General features: G+C 67.8%; 15 protein-coding genes and 1 pseudogene. 3 read left to right on the forward strand and 13 right to left on the reverse strand.

Features of this window, described 5'->3' with window-relative positions; genetic code table 11:
• Positions 1-26: 26 nt before the first annotated feature.
• The 13 genes and pseudogenes from AC1RVY_RS15615 to AC1RVY_RS15675 form a co-directional block, all read right to left on the reverse strand.
• A complete protein-coding gene (locus AC1RVY_RS15615) occupies positions 27-608 on the reverse strand; it encodes a cache domain-containing protein (RefSeq protein ID WP_492244513.1) in 582 nt (193 codons plus the stop codon).
• Positions 585-1571, reverse strand: a pseudogene (locus tag AC1RVY_RS15620) (methyl-accepting chemotaxis protein); the annotation flags it as partial. The pseudogene AC1RVY_RS15620 and the gene AC1RVY_RS15615, both read right to left, overlap by 24 nt.
• 43 nt (positions 1572-1614) lie before the next feature.
• Positions 1615-2439: a carbohydrate ABC transporter permease gene (locus tag AC1RVY_RS15625; RefSeq protein WP_218295878.1), complete on the reverse strand. Its 825-nt coding sequence runs from the start codon at positions 2437-2439 to the stop codon at positions 1615-1617.
• A gap of 19 nt (positions 2440-2458) precedes the next feature.
• On the reverse strand, positions 2459-3334 hold the full coding sequence (locus AC1RVY_RS15630; RefSeq protein WP_218339537.1) for a carbohydrate ABC transporter permease: 876 nt from the start codon (positions 3332-3334) through the stop codon (positions 2459-2461).
• Between the two features lie 12 nt (positions 3335-3346).
• Positions 3347-4678 (reverse strand): ABC transporter substrate-binding protein, encoded by a 1332-nt coding sequence (locus AC1RVY_RS15635; protein WP_492807059.1) that lies wholly within the window; start codon positions 4676-4678, stop codon positions 3347-3349.
• A gap of 34 nt (positions 4679-4712) precedes the next feature.
• Positions 4713-5807: an ABC transporter ATP-binding protein gene (locus AC1RVY_RS15640; protein WP_492807061.1), complete on the reverse strand. Its 1095-nt coding sequence runs from the start codon at positions 5805-5807 to the stop codon at positions 4713-4715.
• Between the two features lie 15 nt (positions 5808-5822).
• Entirely contained in the window at positions 5823-6587 is a 765-nt protein-coding gene (locus AC1RVY_RS15645) for a cytochrome b561 domain-containing protein (RefSeq protein ID WP_218295874.1), read from the reverse strand.
• On the reverse strand, positions 6584-7534 hold the full coding sequence (locus AC1RVY_RS15650; protein ID WP_492253755.1) for a YncE family protein: 951 nt from the start codon (positions 7532-7534) through the stop codon (positions 6584-6586). Before AC1RVY_RS15650 ends, AC1RVY_RS15645 begins: the two co-directional genes overlap by 4 nt.
• Entirely contained in the window at positions 7531-8478 is a 948-nt protein-coding gene (locus tag AC1RVY_RS15655; protein ID WP_492807062.1) for an SMP-30/gluconolactonase/LRE family protein, read from the reverse strand. Before AC1RVY_RS15655 ends, AC1RVY_RS15650 begins: the two co-directional genes overlap by 4 nt.
• Positions 8475-8813, reverse strand: a complete 339-nt coding sequence (locus AC1RVY_RS15660) for a hypothetical protein (protein WP_492807064.1) — start codon at positions 8811-8813, stop codon at positions 8475-8477. The genes AC1RVY_RS15655 and AC1RVY_RS15660 overlap by 4 nt, the downstream gene beginning before the upstream one ends.
• Positions 8814-8827: 14 nt before the next feature.
• Positions 8828-9757: a dihydrodipicolinate synthase family protein gene (locus AC1RVY_RS15665; RefSeq protein ID WP_492807065.1), complete on the reverse strand. Its 930-nt coding sequence runs from the start codon at positions 9755-9757 to the stop codon at positions 8828-8830.
• A gap of 10 nt (positions 9758-9767) precedes the next feature.
• Positions 9768-10940 carry an L-rhamnonate dehydratase gene (locus tag AC1RVY_RS15670; protein WP_218295869.1) on the reverse strand — a complete coding sequence of 391 codons (1173 nt, stop codon included), beginning with the start codon at positions 10938-10940 and terminating at the stop codon, positions 9768-9770.
• A gap of 18 nt (positions 10941-10958) precedes the next feature.
• On the reverse strand, positions 10959-12005 hold the full coding sequence (locus tag AC1RVY_RS15675; RefSeq protein ID WP_492807067.1) for a 4-hydroxythreonine-4-phosphate dehydrogenase PdxA: 1047 nt from the start codon (positions 12003-12005) through the stop codon (positions 10959-10961).
• 154 nt (positions 12006-12159) lie between these two features.
• On the opposite strand from AC1RVY_RS15675, the gene AC1RVY_RS15680 reads away from it, so the two are divergent.
• The 3 genes from AC1RVY_RS15680 (at position 12160) to fdhF (ending at position 18087) form a co-directional block, all read left to right on the forward strand.
• Positions 12160-13110 (forward strand): LysR family transcriptional regulator, encoded by a 951-nt coding sequence (locus tag AC1RVY_RS15680; RefSeq protein ID WP_492807069.1) that lies wholly within the window; start codon positions 12160-12162, stop codon positions 13108-13110.
• Between the two features lie 160 nt (positions 13111-13270).
• Positions 13271-15181, forward strand: coding sequence for an NADH-ubiquinone oxidoreductase-F iron-sulfur binding region domain-containing protein (locus tag AC1RVY_RS15685; protein ID WP_492807071.1), 1911 nt, complete (start codon positions 13271-13273; stop codon positions 15179-15181).
• On the forward strand, positions 15178-18087 hold the full coding sequence (fdhF, locus tag AC1RVY_RS15690) for a formate dehydrogenase subunit alpha (protein WP_492807073.1): 2910 nt from the start codon (positions 15178-15180) through the stop codon (positions 18085-18087). The genes AC1RVY_RS15685 and fdhF overlap by 4 nt, the downstream gene beginning before the upstream one ends.
• The last annotated feature ends 50 nt before the right edge of the window (positions 18088-18137 follow it).

The following is an 18137-nucleotide window of genomic DNA, read 5'->3' on the forward strand; positions in this document are numbered from 1 at the left end:
TTTTCCTGTCTCGGGGGGAGCGTCGATCAATCCAGGTCCACGGCGTAGATTCCGGACGAGACGAAGGTCTCTCCCACACGCTGGACAAACGCCTTCTTGACCATGATCTTCTGGGTGACCGGATTCAGGATGTGGTACGGCGCGGACCATCCAGAGCCCCTTTGCGTGGCCAGGTCGCGCGAGTTCCTGACGATCGCCACGCCATTCGCGTCGCGCATGTCGATGAGGACCTTTCCGACGTTGGCGGGATTGGCTCCGTGCGCGAGATTGCGGCCGTTGAAGTCGTAGACCGTGATGTACAGGTCCCGGTCCTTGAACGAGGTGCCGTGCGTGAATTCGCGGTAGGCCTTCTCGGCGCCGATGTCGCGGATCAGGTCCACGGCCCTTCGCACCTGCTCTTCGGCTTCGGACGGGCTCCCGTTGAGCGTGAACACGTTCACCGACCCGACGAGGCGCGCGGCCTGCGCCCGCAGTTGCTGCGAGGCGGAGGCTGTCTGCTCCACCAGGGCCGCGTTCTGTTGCGTGGCCTGGTCAATCAGCTCCACGGACTCGATGACCTTGCCCACGCTCTCGCGCTGCATCTGGCTGGAATGGGCGATCTCCGCCATGATTTGTGTCACCCGCTGGATGGCCTCGGTCATGCCGCCCAGCTGCTGGGCGGCCGTCTGCACCAGGGTCGCGCCGGTTTCGATGCGGGCGTTGCCGCGGGTCAGCAGCGCCTTGATGTCCTTGGCCGCGCTGGCGCTGCGCTGCGCCAGCGCGCGCACCTCGCTGGCGACCACGGCAAAGCCCCGGCCCTGCTCGCCGGCGCGTGCCGCCTCGACGGCCGCGTTCAGGGCGAGGATGTTGGTCTGGAACGCGATCCCGTCAATGAGCGCGATGATGTCGAAGGCCCGCGCGGAGTCCGACGCAATTTCCTGCATGGTCTGCTGCACGGACGCGAAGGCACGGTTGCCGTGATCTCCCGCCAGGGCGGTCTGCTGCGCGATGGCGTTGCCCGCATCCGCCTTCTGCCCCACCAGCAGGGCGCTGCTGGCGAACGCCTCCACCGCGTCCGTGGTGTCCTTCAGCGACAGCGCCTGGCGTTCCGTCCGTGCGGACAGATCGGTGTTCGCCTGGGATATCTCGTCGCTGGCCAGGGCCACCTCCTGCGCGCCCGCCCTGACCTTGGTGACGACCCTGGTCAGGGATTCCTGCATTTCGCGCATGGCCGCCATCAAGGGCGAGAACTCGTCGCGCTGCGCGTCGTGAATCAGGCTCGTCAGGTTGCCGATGCGCACATCGTCCGTGAATTTGCGGGCGACGGCGACGCGCGTGCGCAGCGCGCGGCCAATCCACCATGCCAGGGCCAGGCAGCCCCCCGCCACCACGGCGCTGGTCAGGGCCAGTATCCGCAGCGCGGCGGCCGCGCTTTCCACGACGGGATCGGCGTCTGGCAGCGCCGCGCCGAAATGCGAGATCGCCAGCAGGCAGCGCGCGACCTGCCAGGCCCCGAGGAAGAAGCACGCCACCAGCAGGAGCGCGAAGAGGAGCAGCTTCTGCGAAATGCGCAATGTCTGGACGAATCTCATGGGGTGGGGCGGTAAGCGGGGGAATGCAGGCCAGGGTGCGTCCCTAGCCCTTGACGGCGCCTGCCGTGAGCCCGGTGATGATCTGGCGTGCCGCCACGAAGGTGAAGATCAGCGGGGGAATGGCGATGAGGCTGCCCATGGCCATGACCCGCCCCCAGTCCACCCCCATGTCGGTGACGAAAAGCGAGGCCGCCACGGGCAGGGTGCGCGAGTGGCGATCGGTGAGCACCAGCGCCAGGATGAACTCGTTCCAGGCGATGCGGAAGGTGAAGATCGAGGCCGCGGCGAGCCCGGGCGCCATGAGCGGAAGCAGCACCTTGGTGAACACGCGCAGGGGGCCGCAGCCGTCGATGGCGGCTGCCTCTTCCAGCTCCACGGGGACCTGCAGCACGAAGCCATAGAGCAGCCAGATCGTGAATGGCAGGTTGACCGCCACGTACAGCAGGATCAGGCCCCACAGGCTGTTGACCAGGTGCCATTCGTTCCAGATCAGGAAGACCGGTATGGCCATGACCGCCAGCGGCACGGTGCGCAGCAGCAAGGTGGTGTAGGCCAGCGCGCGCCGGCCGGGGAAGCGGAACCGCGCGAGGCCGTAGGCCGCCATGCAGCCCAGCACCAGGGTGGCGGCCGTGGAAATGAGCCCGACAAAAAGGCTGTTGTACAGGTACCGGTCGAACTTGTCTTCCTGCAGGACGGCCCGGTAGTTCTCCAGGGTGGGGGTGAAGATGAAATTCAGCGGCTCGGCGAAGATGTCCACCTGCTGGCGCAGGCTGGTGGCGAAGATGACCGCGATGGGGGCGATGCACAGCACGGCCAGGCCGACCAGCATGGCGTAGTGCGCGGTGGCGAGCAGGGGAGAGCGTTTCATGGGCATCTCGCGTTCCCGGTTACTTCTCGTTGTCCAGAGGGTTCGAGATGCGCAGGGCGATCCATGACAGCACGGCCACCACCACGAGCAGCAGCACGGAGATGGCGGCGGCCACGCCCAGCTGCTGGCCCACGAAGGCCGTCTTGTAGATGTGCAGCGCGAGGATTTCGGTGGAGTCGCCCGGGCCGCCGAATGTCAGCACGTAGATCACTTCGAGAACCCGGAAGGCATCCACCAGCCGCATCATCAGCGTGATGGCGATCACGTGCGCGATCATGGGCAGCTTGACGAGGGTGGTCATCTGCCACCAGTTCGCCCCGTCGATCCGCGAGGCCTCGATGACCGCGCTGTCCACGTTCGCCAGGGCGGCCACCATCATGATGAAGACGAAGGGCGTCCACTGCCAGACGTCCGCGATCACGATGGCGGCGAACGCGAGCGTGGGATCCGCCAGCCAGGTCAGGGGCGCGATCCTGAGCAGGCCGAGCACGGCGTTGATGAGCCCGAACTGCGCGTCGAACATGTAGCGCCAGGCCAGGCCCACGGCAATGGGCGCGATCATCATGGGAAGGATGAACAAGGTGCGAAAGACCGCCGTGCCCCGCACCGGCCGCTCCAGCGCCAGTGCCAGCGCGATGCCCAGCAGCATCTCGGCGGTGACGCAGACGCCGGCGAACAGCAGGGTTGTCCAGAGCGACGACCACACCCGGGGATTGCTGAACGCCGCGGCGAATGCATCCAGCCCCACCCAGCGGGCCGCGCTCCAGGGGGTGCCCATGCTCCAGTCGTAGAGCCCCAGCTGGAAGGCCGAGATGACCGGGTAGAGGCACGCTGCCGCCATGATCGCGGCGGCAGGCCCCACGTAGAGGAGCGGAACCCAGGAAGGGGTGCGCATGGCGGGCGCGCCTCAGACTTTGTACCCGGCTTCACGCATGATCTGCATGACCGGGGCCACCAGGTCATTGAGCGCTGCCTCGGCCGTCTTCTTGCCGGTCAGGGCCTCGGAGATGCCGACCCCGAGCGCCTGCACGTTGATCTTGTCCCACACCGCGATGATGGGCCGCCAGTCGGGGTTGGAGTACTTGAGCGCCTCCTTGAAGGTGATGAACTCCGGGTACTGCCGCACGAGGTCGGTGTCGGCCAGCGTGGAGTTGCGGGTGGGCGCGCCGCCCGCCCGGGTGACGGCCTTGTCCTGGGCCTTGGAGGTGAGCCACTGCATGAGCAGGAAGCCCGCATCGGCGTTCTTCGCGTTCTTGGCGATGGCCAGGCCCAGCCCGCCGGACTGGGAGGCGCGGCGCGTTCCCATGGGGTGCAGGGCCCAGCTGACCTTGCCGGCGATGCGGGACTTGGCCGGGTCGTTCACCAGCCCGGCGAGGGAGGTGGAGTCCAGGTACATGGCGGCCTGGCCCTGCAGGAAGGCCGTGTTGCTTTCCCCCTGGCCATACCCCGCGATGCCCGCGGGGCCCGTGGCCACCACTTCCTGCAGGAACTTGAGCGCCTGCACGCCCGCCTTGTCATTGAAGCGCACGCGCCATTGATCGTCGAAGACGCTGCCGCCCAGCGGGTTCAGGTGCAGCAGCCAGGCGTGCACGGCCTGATGGCCCGCCTGGCCCCGGGACGCCAGCGCGCCGATACCCTCCTTGTCCTTGATCACGCGCAGCAACTGCGCGAACTCCGCATAGTTCTCGGGCACCTTGAAGCCGTGCTTGGCAAAGATGTCCTTGCGGTAGGCCAGCACCGAGGTTTCCGCGCCATAGGGCAGTCCGTAGAGCTTGGCGCCCGGCCCCGCCAGGTAACCCTTGGGGCCCCCCACGAGCCCCAGGTTTTCGAGATAGACCGGAATGATGTCCTTGATGTCGTAGGCGGGGTCCGCCAGGGCGGGGTTCTGCAGGAACGGGTCGAGCGACCGGATGAGATTCTTGGCGACGTACTCGCCCTTCCACATCACGACGTAGCAGCCCAGGTCGTAGTCGCCCTGCGGCTTGGCCATCTCCAGCAGCTGCTTTTCCTTCATGCGCCCCATGGCCAGGCGGTCGGTTTCCACCTTGATCCCGGTTTCCCTGGTGAAATCCGGCAGGATCTTCATCATCGCGTCGTAGTGGGGATGGGCCGGCACGCTGAAGGTGACCGTCTGGCCCGCGTACCTGGAATAGCGGCTCTGCGCACGGATTCCGCTCAAGGGCAGGCTGGCACCGAACACCGTGGCACTGGTTTTCGTTACGAAATCGCGTCTTTTCATGGTCTTGTCTCCTGGGTGGGGGTGTCGCGGTGTGTCAGGGGCGCAGGGAGCGCCCCGAGGCGGTGTCGAAAACGTGCATGTCCTGCGGGTCGAAGCTCAGGTCGACCCGCTGGCGCAGCCGGTCCTGCGCGTTGCCCGGCAGCATGGCGGCCACGCGCTGGCCGGAGGGAGTGTTCATGTGTCCCACCACCTGGCTTTCGGTGCCGAGGTACTCCACGACGTCCACCTGCAGGCTGAGCAGGCTCACGCCCGCGTTGGAAGGGTGCAGCGCCTGGGGGCGCAGGCCCAGCGTGAGCGACTGGTCCGCCCGTGGGGCCTGTGCCACCAGCCAGTCCGGCGCGATCCACGCGAAGCCTTCTCCGCGAAGCAGCTTGAGGCCATGTTCCTGGCTGTAGCGGGCCCGGAAGAAATTCATGGTCGGCGTGCCGATGAACCCCGCCACGAACAGGCTGGCCGGGCGTGTGAAGACGTCGGAGGGGGTGCCGATCTGCTGGATCTCCCCCTTGTCGAAGATCACGATGCGCGAGGCGAGCGTCATCGCCTCGACCTGGTCGTGGGTCACATACACCGTGGTCTTTCCCAGGCGCTCGTGCAGGATGGCCAGTTCCGCCCGCATGTGGCCGCGCAGCTTGGCATCCAGGTTGGACAGCGGTTCGTCGAACAGGAAAACCTTGGGTTCCCGCACGATGGCGCGCCCGATGGCCACGCGCTGGCGCTGGCCGCCAGACAGCTCCCTGGGCGTGCGTTCCAGCAGGTGTTCGATGCTCAGGATGCGGGCCGCGGACCTGACCTTCTCGAAGATCTCGGCGTAGGGCCGGCCGGACAGGCGCAGCGCAAAGGACATGTTCTCCGCCACGTTCATGTGGGGGTACAGCGCATAGTTCTGGAACACCATGGCGATGTCGCGGTCCATGGGCGCGGCATGGGTCACATCCCTGTCGCCGATCAGGATCTGCCCCTGCGTCACCTCCTCCAGCCCCGCGATCATCCGCAGCGTCGTGCTTTTCCCGCAGCCCGATTCGCCCAGCAGCACGACGAATTCGCCCTCGTGGATCGCCAGGTCCATCTGCTGGACGACGGTCACCTCGCCGAAACGCTTGACCACGTTGCGTAGCTCCAGTCCTGCCATGGGTGCTCCCGTCATCTATCGTTGTGGAGTGCGGCCGGGCGTGTGGCGCTGCCCGAATTTCCGCTGCCACTGGGCCGCCGTGTAGCGCCTGATGCCCCAGCCCACGGGCCGCTTGCGGCTGGCGGCCGTGCCGCTGCCGGGGCCCCAGATGGCCTGGTAGGTGTCGATGCACCGCCCCTGGCGCTGCAGGACCACGAATGCGCTCGCCAGCAGCAGCCACCACAGCGCGAGCGCCAGCCCCATCCAGCGGGGCGCGTCGGCCACCACCAGGCCCAGGACGATCGTGGCGATCGACAGAAGAATGGCGGCATAGCCTCCGGCCTTGTGCACGGATTCAAAGGCCACGCGCCCCGGGGTCATGTCGTAGTGGTCTCCGCGCAGCCGCACGTCGGTGGGGCCGCCCTTGCTGCCCCTGGCCCACGCCGATGCCAGCTGCATGAGCCCCAGCCCCAGCACCCCCCACCCCAGAATGGCGTGCCATGCCGCGGCCTGGCTCACGCCGCGGGCGTTGCCCCAGGCCAGCCCGATGCCTGCCAGCATCAGCGCCATGCCGCCGTACTGCAGCACGCGGTGCGCGTGCCACCAGGTCTTGTTGTCGCGCACCGCCGGCCAGTCCTGGCCGGGCATGATCTTGAAGAAGCGCGCAACCAGCACACCCAGCGGCAGCAGGATGGCCCAGGCCAGAACCATGAGGCGGGCGTGCCAGAAAGCCCACGGCGCGATCTCGTGGTGCGCCGCTCCGCTGATGGGCGTCAGCAGCCACTGCATGAGGCCGTTCATGCACCGCCCCGTGCAGGAAAGCGGGACAGCACGCGCGAGACATCCGGCTCGCGCTGGGTCGCGATCCAGCGTTCGAACTGCAGCGTCTCCATGTTGAGGCAGCCCAGCAGGTCGTTGTCCTGGCTCACGAAGGCCAGCGGCCGCGACGGGTGGAAGCTCAGGGCGATGGCCCGCGCCTCCATCGGCACGTGGGCCAGCTCCCGCAGCGTGGCGGGGTCCACCACGGACAGGCTGCGTTCGCCGTAGTTGGTGACCACCAGCCGGCCGTCCCGGTACAGGTACAGGCGCGTGGGATCGTCGCGCGAGGGCGCCCGGTCCTTGACCTGCATCGTCGCGGTGTCGATCGCGCAAAGCGTGTTGCTCAAGCGGCAGCTCACGTACAGCGTCTTCTCGTCCCCGCTCAGCGCATAGCCTTCGGGTTTCTCCCCGGGAGCGCAGGCCACGGGAGCCACCGTGGCATCGTGGGGCCGGATCCTGGTCACGGTGTGCGACAGCAGGTTCATCGCATAGGCCGTCTGTCCGTCGCGGGTGAGCGCGAACAGGTGGCTCTTGATGCCCCCGGTGCTCACGGCCCTGCGCGGGGCCGTGTCCGTGGCGGGATGGTCCAGGACCACGAGTTGCGCTCGGTCTTCGCTGAGCGCGTACAGGCGATCCTGTGCGTCCATCTGCATGCCGTGCAGCCGGTTGAAGGGGGCGATGTCGATGCAGCGCACCAGCTTCCTGCGGGCGATGTCCACCTGAAGGATCTGTGTGCCCCCAGCGCCCGGATGGCCCGAGGTTTCCACGCCATAGTGGCCGATGTAGGCATAGGCCTGGTGCGAGTCGATCACGAACTCGTGCGGGAAGTCGGGCAGCGCAATGCTGGCCAGCCGTTCACCGCTGCCGATGTCGTAGTAGCTCAGGCAGTGGCTGCACTTTTCCACCAGAAGCAGGACGTCGTCGGTCATGGCCGGGGGGCTCCGCGTGTGTTGAGAACGATGCTGTACAGCGAGGTGCTGGCGGCGATGAAGAGGGTGTCCCTGCGCGTTCCCCCGAAGGTCACGTTGCCCACCTTCTCGGGCACGGGAATCTTGCCCAGCAGCGTTCCGTCGGGGTGCAGCACCTGCACGCTGTCTTCGCTGCTGGTGTAGATCCGGCCGCGGTGGTCCACGCGGAAACCGTCCGGCACGCCCGGCGAGACCCGGGCGAACACGCGGGGGTCCTCCAGCGCATGTTCCCGCACGTCGAAGACCACGATGTGGTGGTGGCCCGTACCGTCCGGGCGCAGCGCGGCCGAGGTGTCGCTCACGTACAGCAGGCTTTCGTCGGGAGAAAAAGCGAGGCCGTTGGGCTCCTGCAGGAACCCGGACGCCTTGTGCAGCTGTCCGTCCGACGGGTCGTAGCAGAACACGTAGTTGCCGTCCAGCTCGGGGGGTGCCTTGTGGCCTTCCCGGTCGCCGAGGATGCCGTAGGGCGGGTCGGTGAACCAGATGCAGCCGTTGCTCTGCACCACCACGTCGTTGGGGGAGTTGAGCCGCTTGCCATGGAAGTGGCCGACCACCACCTCATCGGGCGTGTCCGCATGCAGGAGCCCCCCGACCTGGGGCGTGCGCACGATGGCGCGTTGCCCGTGGGAGCAATGCAGCAGGTTGCCCGCGCCATCGAGCGCGTGGCCGTTGGTGAAATCGACCTGGTCGCGCCAGACGCTCATGCCGTCGGCAGGGGACCAGCGCAGCATGCGATTGTTGGGAATGTCGCTCCACAGCACCGAATCGTCCTGGGGCAGCCAGACCGGCCCCTCGCTCCAGGCGGCCCCCGTGCACAGCCGCCGCAGCGCCGCGCCCTCGAAGACAGGGGCCAGGCGCGCATCCAGGATGTAGGGTGGTGGGGCGAGGAATTCGGTCACGGTCATCCCTGGGCGTGGTGTGCCTTGGCCGTGGCGGACGGCACGTGGCAGTGGGTGCCCGCCGTGGGCGGGTTGGCTGTCGCCATCCCGGCCTGGCTGTGGCATTGGAAGCGCGCGGCGTGCGGGAGGCGGGGCCCGGCAAAGTCCGCGGGCAGGGCGGCGAAGGGCCTGCCCTGGGTGCCTTCATCCCCCTTGGCGCGGACCGCGCCGGCCACGGGGCGAAAGGCTGCCTCGCGGCGGATGCGCGGCGCGGCGGCGGTGGGGTGGGCGGGGCGGCGGTCATCGCTGGCCCACGCGGCAGCCCGGGGCCTGCGGGTGGTGAGGTGATCGCGGGGGCGCATGGCGGGCAGGGCTTTCAATGCGCCCAGCGCAGCACCAGCGGATCGAGCGGGCGTGCGATGGCCAGCAGCTGGCGGCGCACCTCCGGGTGCATGGGCGGCCAGGGCGCGCGCGGTGCGTCGCAGGCGATCACGCGGCCTTCCTTCATCAGCGTCTTGGCCGCCAGGAAGCCCGCCTGGCGGTTCTCGTGGTTGATCAGCGGCAGCCAGCGCTGGTATTCGGCGAAGGCCTGGTCCCTGTCGCCCTGGCGGTGAGCTTCGATGATGGGGCGTATGCCGTCCGCGAACCCGCCGCCCGTCATCGATCCGGTGGCCCCGGCTTCCAGGTCCGCCAGCAGGGTGATGGCCTCCTCCCCGTCCCAGGGGCCTTCGATGGCCTCGCCGCCCAGCGCGATGAGCTCGCGCAGCTTGCTCGCCGCCCCCGCGGTTTCCATCTTGAAGTAGCAGACCTGCTCGATCTCCTGCGCCATCCGGGCCAGGAAGGCCGCAGACAGCGGCGTGCCCGCGGCCGGTGCGTCCTGGACCATGACGGGGATGCCGACGGCGTCGGACACGCCCTGGAAGAAGCTCCGGATGCGTGCCTCGCTGAAGCGGAAGGTGGCGCCGTGGTAGGGCGGCATCACCATCACCATGGCAGCGCCCATGTCCTGTGCGCGGCGGCTGTGCGCGGCGCAGACGGCGGTGCTGGTGTGGGTGGTGGTGACGATGACGGGCACGCGGCCCGCCACATGCTCCAGTGCCGTGCGGGTGAGGGTTTCGCGTTCTTCGTCCGACAGCAGGAACTGCTCGGAGAAGTTGGCCAGGATGCACAGGCCGTCCACGCCCGAGTCGATCATGAAGTCCAGGCAGCGCTTCTGGCTGGCCAGGTCGAGCGTGCCGTCCTCGTGGAAGGTGGTGGGCACCACGGGGAAGATGCCACGGTAGCGGGGGGTGGAGCGTCCAGGCATGCCGCGGCCCTTATCCGACGATGTGGAACTGGTCGAGGTACTCGGTCTTGAGCGCGAGGCCCAGGCCCGGTGCGTCGTCCCTGAGCTGCAGGAAACCGTTCTCCGCCACGGGCTCGCCATCGAAGAGGTACCAGAACAGTTCGTTGCCGACCTCCACGTCGAAGATGGGGAAGTACTCGGCCATGGGCGAGGCCAGCGTGCTCATGGTCAGGTGGTAGTTGTGCATCTGCCCCGCATGCGGCACCACCGGCACGCTGTGGGCCTCGCACAGGGCGTTGATCTTGTGGGCGGCGGTGATGCCGCCCACGCGGTTGGTGTCGTACTGCACGACGCTCACGGCCTTCTTGTCCAGCAGCTGCCTGAAGCCGTAGAGGCTGAACTCATGCTCTCCGCCCGAAATGGGGATGCTGCCCATGGCATTGAGTTCGGCATAGCCGTCGATGTCGTCGGCGATCACGGGCTCTTCCAGCCAGCGGGGCTCGAACTTCTCGAGCTTGGGCAGCATGCGCCTGGCGTATTCGAGGCTCCAGCCCATGTAGCACTCGAGCATCAGGTCGTTGTCGTAGCCGATGACCTCGCGCACGGCCTCGACGGACCTGAGGTTTTCCTGCACGCCCTGCTGCAGATGGGCGGGCCCGTAGCCGAAGCGCATCTTGAATGCGGTGAAGCCCTGGTCCAGGAACTTCTGCGCTTCGGCCTGCATGGCGTCCAGGTCGGTGCGGTAGAGCTTGGAGTAGTAGCAGGGGATCTTTTCCTTGGTGCGCCCGCCCAGCAGCTTGAACACCGGCTTGTTCACGCTCTTGCCCAGGATGTCCCAGATGGCCAGGTCCACAGCCGAGATGGCGGCCATGGTCACGCCCTTGCGGCCCCAGGCATGGGTGGCGCGGTACATGCGCTGCCACAGGTACTCGTAGTCCCAGGGGTCCTGTCCGATGACCAGCGGCGCGAGGTACTCGTCGATGATGGCCTTGGCGATGCGCGGCGCCAGCGCCACGTTGCCCAGCCCCACGATGCCGTCATCGGTCTCCATCTCCACCACGGTCCAAGAGTGGAAGCGGAAGGTGCTCATGGTCTCGGTCCTGGAGTAGACGAGGTCCATGGCGTTGGCGCAGAAGTTGTCCTGGGGCGCGATGGTCTTGCCCTTCCATTCGTAGACGCGCGCGCGGACCGATTTGATTTTCATGGCGATTTCTTTTTTCTGTCATTCACCGGCCAGCGGGTCGCCCTGGCGGGCGCGCAGCTGGTTCGAGCCCATGCGTGCGGCGATCCGGAATGCGTTGTGCGTGGCATTGACATCGGCCACGCCCCTGCCCGCGATGTCGAAGGCCGTGCCATGGGCGGGCGTGGTGATGGGGATGGGAAGCCCGCCCTGGACGGTGACCCCCCGGCTGAATCCCAGCAGCTTGATCGCGATCTGGCCCTGGTCGTGGTACATGGTCACCACCGCCTGGTAGTGGCCGTCGCGCGCTTTCAGGAACACCGTGTCCGCGGGGAAGGGGCCTTCCACCGGCACTCCGGCTTCCTGGAGCGTCCTGACGGCCGGCGCGATGATGTCGATCTCCTCGCGCCCGCACATGCCGCCGTCCCCCGCGTGCGGATTGAAAGCCGCCACGGCCACCCTGGGATCGGGGAACCCGCTGTCCCGCAGCGACTGGTGGATGAGCCTGGCGGCGGCCACGATGCGTTCCTGGCTCAGTGCCCGCGCGGCATCCTTGAGGGGAATGTGCGAGGACACCCGCGATGTCCACAGGCGGCCCAGGGTGTTGAACTCGCAGAAGTAGCCCTGCACTCCCAGGTACGCGGCGAAATGGTGCAGTTCGTCCTCGTGGCGGAGCCCGCCCAGCTTCATGGCGTGTTTGTTCAGGGGGGCGAAGCAGATGGCGTCCACATGGGCGGCCTGGGCCGCATCCATGCAGAGGTTCAGCACCTGAAGGACGGAGGCCCCGCATTCCGCCGCCACGTGGCCGCAGCGGACCTTGCCGGCATCGATGGACGCCACCGGCACAAAGGCAGGCCGGTCCTGTTGGGGGCGGTGGCGCACTTCGGCCAGCGTCGCGACGGGGTGTGTCGGCACGGCGACGCCAGCGGTCTGCTGGCCGGCATTCCACACCCAGATGTCGCCCACCACGACCACGTTGGCCTCCTCGTGGACATCAGGCCGGCTGAGCAACTTCGCGATGAGCTCAGGACCGATGCCCGCGGGGTCGCCCAGGGTCAGGGCCACGACCGGTTTTGCGGCGTTTGTCATGGATGGGATTCGGTTTTGGGTGGTGTCGCCTGCTGCATGTGGGCCGATTATTGGGAGGCGGATAGTTAACGTAAATTCAAAAATTGAACATAACTAATAATCACTGGTTATGATTTGACGCTGGGTTTTCCCGTAAGCCTGAGGCGGTTCCTCCATGCACAAAACAAGTCCTTTTGTCGTCTCGCAACTGCTCAACCGGCTGCGCATGCGGCAGGTCGCCCTCATGCTGGCTTTTGCCGAACATGGCACCTTGCGGGGGGCGGCGGTCGAGCTGGGAATGAGCCAGCCCGCCGCCACGAAGATGATTCAGGAGCTGGAGTCGGCGCTGGGGCAGCGCCTGTTCGAACGCGAGGGGCGGGGGCAGCGGATGACACCGGCCGGCGAGCGCGTGCTGGGGTACTTCCAGGGCATGCGCGGCTCGATGGAGTCCATGGCCCGCGAACTCGATGAACTGAAACTGGGAAGCGCGGGGCGCCTGGCGGTGGGCTGCATCATGGCGCCGCTGCCCACCTTGCTGAACCTGGCCATCATCGCGTTCAACAAGACCTATCCGCTGACCACCATCCAGGTGACGCTGGACACCAGCGACAGGCTGGTCGAACTGCTCAAGGACGGCCTGATCGACATCGCCATCGGGCGCGTGCGGCCGGAGCACAAGGCCCTGTTCGGCTTTCAGCCGCTGGCCAACGAGTCGCTGGCCGTGGTGGTGGGAGTGGGGCATCCGCTGTCCAAGAAAAGGCAGGTTGCCTTCTCCAGCTTGCTGGACTACCCCTGGATACTGCAGCCCTCCGGCAGCCCCATGCGCGAGGTGCTGGACCAGGAGTTCCGCTCGCTCCACGCGCCGCCGCCCCGTGGCCTGATCGAGACGGCCTCCATCCTGACCACCATGCAGCTGATCGCGGACACCACCATGGTGGCCGTGATTCCGCTGTCGATCGCCACGATCTATGCGCGGCACCATCTGCTCAAGATCCTGCCCTGCCACATCAAGCACAAGATGGGCGAGTTCGGCGCCATCACGCGCAGGGACCGCCCCCTGCCCCAGGCCGCGCGCTACTTCCTGTCGGCGCTGCATCGCAGCCGCCCGCCGCCGCCGCAGGCGTAGCGGCCGCGCACGGGACGGCCCGGGCTCATTTGTTTTTGTGATCGTCCCATGTGCGTAAGCAATTTGACGCCCCCGCGGGCCTCGTCGACACTGCGCTCGCCAGCCTGCGGTATGCAGGCGGCTTCATAACCACCGCTGCGCGCCCCCACGATCCCGATCCATGAATCCTGCACCCGAAGCCCCCACCGTGGCCGCCGTGTCCGTCAACGACATGCGCGAGCGCATCCGCCGCAAGAGCCGCCTGAAAGGCCGCCAGCCCGAGGATGCCGCGCTGGCCGAGGTGGCGCAGCTGCTGGGGCCGCGCCCGGCCGATGGTTTTCGGCGCGATCTCCTCATCGAATACCTGCACCGGCTGAACGACCACTTTGGCGTGCTGCACGACCGCCACCTGGTGGCGCTGGCCAAGCAGCTCAACCGCCCCATGGCCGAGGTGTATGAAGTGGCCAGCTTCTACCACCACTTCGACATCGTGCGCGGCGAGGATGCCCAGGCCCCGCGCCTGGTGCTGCGGGTGTGCGACAGCCTGAGCTGCAGCCTGGCCGGCGCACATGAACTGCTGGCCGAGCTGCCCGGGCGCCTGCGCGCGATGAACCTTGGTGCAGGGCAGGGCAATGTGCAGGTGGTGGCCGTGCCCTGCGTGGGCCGCTGCGAGCAGGCGCCCGTGGCCGTGGTGCACCAGTGCCCGGTGCCACACGCCACGGTGGATGCCGTGCTGGACACCATCATTTCGAAGCCAAATCGGGCCCTGGCGCTTCATCCACAAGCGCTGGCAGCTATCAATTTTGATATTGCCGCGCTGGCCGAACACAGCGTGCCTGCGCAGCCAGACCCGGTCAGTCCCGCCCACACAGACCTCGCCACCTACCGCGCGCACGGCGGCTACCAGACGGCCGCCGCGCTGGTCAACGGCGAAATGGATGCAGAGGCGGTGCTCTCGGCCATGGAGAACTCGGGCCTGCGCGGCCTGGGCGGCGCAGGCTTTCCGGCGGGACGCAAATGGCGCATCGTGCGCGACCAGCCCGCGCCACGGCTGATGGCCGTCAACATCGACGAGGGCGAGCCCGGCACCTTCAAGGACCGCACCTACCTCGAACGCGACCCGCACCGTTTTCTGGAAGGCGTGCTCATCGCCGCCCAGGTGGTGGGCACCGAGGCGGTCTACATCTACCTGCGTGACGAATACCACGGCTGCCGCGCGCTGCTGCAAGCGGCGCTGGACGACCTGCACGCCCAGCCGCCGTGCCCGCTGCCCCACATCGAGCTGCGGCGCGGTGCGGGCGCCTACATCTGCGGCGAAGAGTCCGCCATGATCGAGAGCATCGAAGGCAAACGCGGCGAGCCCCGCATGCGTCCGCCCTACATCGCGCAGGTGGGCCTGTTCGGCCGGCCCACGCTGGAGCACAACTTCGAGACGCTGTACTGGGTGCGCGACATCGTCGAGCGCGGGCCCGAGTGGTTTGCCAGCTTCGGCCGCCACGGGCGCAAGGGGCTGCGCAGTTTCAGCGTCAGCGGGCGCGTCCGGCAGCCGGGCGTCAAGCTCGCGCCTGCGGGCATCACGGTGCAGGAACTCATCGACGAATACTGCGGCGGCATGGCCGATGGCCACCAGCTCTACGCCTACCTGCCCGGCGGCGCGTCGGGCGGCATCCTGCCCGCCAGCCTGAACCACATTCCGCTCGACTTCGACACGCTGCAGCCCTACGGCTGCTTCATCGGCTCGGCCGCCGTCATTGTGCTCAGCCAGCACGACCGGGCGCGCGATGCGGCGCTGAACGTGATGCGGTTCTTCGAGCACGAAAGCTGCGGCCAGTGCACGCCCTGCCGGGTAGGCACGGCCAAGGCTGCGGCGTTGATGCGCGCCCCGCAGTGGGACGAAGAGCTGCTGGGCGACCTGGCCCAGGTGATGGGCGATGCGTCCATCTGCGGGCTGGGCCAGGCTGCGCCCAACCCCATCCGCTGCATCCACAAATATTTTGCGCACGAGGTGGGCGAGGCACCCTGGCCGGGCGACTTGCCCAGGCCGCGCAGCAGCCCGCTCGCCGAGCAACTGCCCCCGGGAGTGCGGCCATGAGCGCCGTATTGACATCCACTGCGGTGCAGCCCGGCGTGGCCTTCGAGCTGGATGGCCAGCCGGTCACCGCCCACGCCGGCGAAACCATCCTCCAAGCCGCGCAGCGCCATGGCGTGGAGATCCCGCACCTGTGCTACACCGACGGCCTGCGCCCCGACGGCAACTGCCGCGCCTGCGTGGTCGAGATCGCGGGCGAGCGCACCTTGGCCCCCAGCTGCTGCCGCGCACCCACGCCCGGCATAAAGGTGCAGGCCACCAGCCCGCGCGCCCGCAAGAGCCAGCAGATGGTGGTGGAGATGCTGCTGTCCGACATGCCCGATGTCGGATACCGGTGGAACGACGAAAAGACGTGCACTCCTGATTTGATAGCTGTTAGCGCACGTCCATCCAGCGATAGCGGCAATTTTGATTCAAAAAATGATGCCCCAGTGGGCCAGCATGGCGAGCTGAGCGCCTGGGCCGGCCGCCTGGGCGTCTCGGTGCGCCCGGCCCTCCACGCCCTGCGCCGCGAGCAGCCCGCGCCCGACCTGAGCCACCCCGCCATGGCCGTGAACCTGGACGCCTGCATCCAGTGCAACCGCTGCGTGCGCGCCTGCCGCGAAGAACAGGTCAACGACGTGATCGGCTACGCGCTGCGCGGCGCGCAGAGCAAGATCGTGTTCGACCTCGACGACCCCATGGCCGAGAGCACCTGCGTGGCCTGCGGCGAATGCGTGCAGGCCTGCCCCACGGGCGCGCTCAGCCCCAAGACGCACATCGGCCCGCAGGCGGTGGACCGCAAGGTCGATTCGGTCTGCCCGTTCTGCGGCGTGGGCTGCCTCATCACCTACAACGTGCGCGATGAAAAAATCATCAGCGTCGAGGGCCGCGACGGCCCGGCCAACCATGGCCGCCTGTGCGTGAAAGGGCGCTTTGGCTTCGACTACGCCCACCACCCCGACCGCCTGACGGTGCCGCTGATCCGCAAGAGCGGTGTGCTCAAGGAGGTGCGGCCCTACGGCGCCGACTGGCGCGATACCTTCCGCGAAGCGACCTGGGACGAGGCGCTCGGCCTGGCCGCCGGCACGCTCAGGTCGCTGCGCGACACGCACGGCCCCAAGGCGCTGGCGGGCTTCGGCTCGGCCAAGGGCAGCAACGAAGAGGCCTACCTGTTCCAGAAGCTGGTGCGCACCGGCTTTGGCAGCAACAACGTGGACCACTGCACGCGGCTGTGCCATGCCTCCAGCGTGGCCGCGCTGCTCGAAGGCGTGGGCTCTGGCGCGGTGAGCAACCCGGTGCACGACGTGGAGCATGCAGAACTGATCTTCGTGATCGGCTCCAACCCCACGGCCAACCACCCCGTGGCGGCCACCTGGATGAAGAACGCTGCACAGCGCGGCGCGAAGATCGTGCTGGCCGACCCGCGCATCACCGACATCGGCCGCCATGCCTGGCGCACGCTGCAGTTCAAGGCCGACACCGACGTGGCCATGCTCAACGCGCTGATCCACACGGTGATCGACGAAGGACTGGTGGATGAGGCCTTCATCCGTGACCGCGCCAACAACTTCGAGGCCTTGAAGGCCAACGTGATGGGCTGCAGCCCCGAGGCCATGGCCCCGGTGTGCGGAATCCCGGCCGAGACGCTGCGCGAGGTAGCGCGGGCGTTCGCAAAAAGCAAAGCCTCGATGATTTTGTGGGGCATGGGTGTGAGCCAGCACGTGCATGGCACCGACAACGCGCGTTGCCTGATCGCGCTGTGCGCCGTCACCGGCCAGATCGGCAAGCCCGGCTCCGGCCTGCACCCGCTGCGCGGCCAGAACAACGTGCAGGGCGCGAGCGACGCGGGGCTGATCCCCATGATGTTCCCCAATTACCAGCGGGTGGACAACGCGGACGCGCATGCCTGGTTCGAGGACTTCTGGGGCACCCGGCTCGATGAGGCGCCGGGCTACACCGTGGTCGAGATCATGCACAAGGCCCTGGCCGACGACAGCGACCCGCACAAGGTGCGGGGCATGTACATCATGGGCGAGAACCCCGCCATGAGCGACCCCGACCTGAACCACGCGCGCCACGCGCTGGCCAGCCTGTCGCACCTGGTGGTGCAGGACATCTTTTTGACCGAAACCGCCTGGCTGGCCGACGTGGTGCTGCCCGCCAGCGCCTGGCCCGAGAAGACCGGCACCGCCAGCAACACCGACCGCATGGTGCAGATGGGCCGCCGCGCCCTGAACCCGCCCGGCGACGCGCAGCCGGACCTGTGGATCATCCAGCAGATCGCCGCGCGCATGGGGCTTGGCTGGAACTACGAAGGCGAAGAATCCGGCGTGGCCGCTGTCTACGACGAAATGCGCCAGGCCATGCACGCCAGCATCGAGGGCATCACCTGGGACCGCCTCGCGCGCGACTCCAGCGTGACCTACCCCTGCCTCACGGAGGGCGACCCGGGCCAGCCCATCGTCTTCACCGAGAAATTCCCCACGCCCACGGGCCGCCTGCAGCTGGTGCCCGCCAGCGTGATCCCGGCGGCCGAAAAGCCCGATGCCGACTACCCCCTGGTGCTCATCACCGGCCGCCAGCTGGAGCACTGGCACACCGGCAGCATGACCCGGCGCAGCACCGTGCTGGACGCCATCGAGCCCATGGCCACCGCGTCGCTGCATGGCGACGAACTGGCGCGGCTGGGCGTGGCGCCGGGGGCGCTGGTGGGCATCCGCTCGCGGCGCGGCATGGTGCAGGTGCGCGTGCGGCGCGACGACGGCACGCCGCGCGGCACCGTGTTCATGCCGTTTGCGTACGTGGAGGCGGCGGCCAACCTGCTCACCAACGCGGCGCTGGACCCGTTCGGCAAGATCCCCGAGTTCAAGTACTGCGCGGTGGCCGTCGAGCGGCTGGAGGTGGCGCAGGCCACTGCGCCGCACTGAGAACCCGCAAAGCCGCCTGGTTTTGCCTGAGCGTCGGCTGAGGGCGGAGT

It is taken from the genome of Acidovorax sp. GW821-FHT11A03 (assembly GCF_058809075.1).